Source organism: Methylobacterium frigidaeris (assembly GCF_022179185.1).
Taxonomy (GTDB): Bacteria; Pseudomonadota; Alphaproteobacteria; order Rhizobiales; family Beijerinckiaceae; genus Methylobacterium; species Methylobacterium frigidaeris.
Window position 1 is genome coordinate 1 of record NZ_BPQJ01000124.1, and the last position, 997, is coordinate 997.

2 tRNA genes and 1 rRNA gene are annotated in these 997 nt (G+C 60.6%); all 3 read left to right on the forward strand.

Annotated features, from left to right (window positions below):
* Positions 1-197 precede the first annotated feature (197 nt).
* A tRNA-Ile gene (locus tag MFF64_RS36510) sits at positions 198-274 on the forward strand.
* A gap of 38 nt (positions 275-312) precedes the next feature.
* Positions 313-388 (forward strand) — tRNA-Ala (locus MFF64_RS36515).
* 267 nt (positions 389-655) lie between these two features.
* A 23S ribosomal RNA gene (locus MFF64_RS36520) occupies positions 656-997 on the forward strand; the annotation flags it as partial.

Below are 997 nucleotides of genomic sequence, written 5' to 3' on the forward strand. Positions count from 1 at the left end.
CAAGGTAGCCGTAGGGGAACCTGCGGCTGGATCACCTCCTTTCTAAGGATGCTGTTTGTCAGGATGATCGGCTCTGTCGGTCCTCTCCTCGTACGGCGTCGTTGGATCAAGGGCTCAGTCAGAGCCCATCTGGCGGGACACGCCGTCTTCGTTTCTCTTTCTCATCATCCGGACACGCTGGGCGGAAGCCAAGCGACGGGCCTGTAGCTCAGGTGGTTAGAGCGCACCCCTGATAAGGGTGAGGTCGGACGTTCGAGTCGTCCCAGGCCCACCAGGATCAGGTGACGGTCTCAACCGCTGAGCAGCGCCTTCGGGGCTGTAGCTCAGTTGGGAGAGCGCGTGCTTTGCAAGCATGAGGTCGTCGGTTCGATCCCGTCCAGCTCCACCACCCTCCCCTGCATCGGCAGTGAGGTCGAGGGTCGTCCGGATCAAAGAGCTTCGCACCATCGACGCACACGCGGGTGGCTGCGGATATCTGACATCGTGAAGAGGGAATGTGCCCAGGCCAGCGCGAAAGCGGCCGGCCCGGGTGCGTTCGGCAAGCATAAGGCAGCCCCTGCGAAAGTGGTGGCTGCCGGTCTTTATCGTGACCGTGGATGGTGGTGCGCGAAGCCCCAAAGGCTTTCGCTCACCGCCGGACACCGATCATGAGAGCGATCAAGTGCCTTAAGAGCATCTGGTGGATGCCTTGGCGCTGAGAGGCGATGAAGGACGTGGTACGCTGCGATAAGCCTTGGGGAGCTGCGAACGAGCTTTGATCCGAGGATCTCCGAATGGGGAAACCCACCTTCAGCCACCGTATCGTGGATCCAGGCAACTGGCTCTGCGCTACGATGGTTCGAGAAGGTATCAGGCCCTGAATTCATAGGGGTTTGAAGCGAACCCGGGGAACTGAAACATCTCAGTACCCGGAGGAAAGGACATCAACGAGACTCCGTCAGTAGTGGCGAGCGAACGCGGACCAGGCCAGCGCCTGGCATGACGCTTACCGGAACGG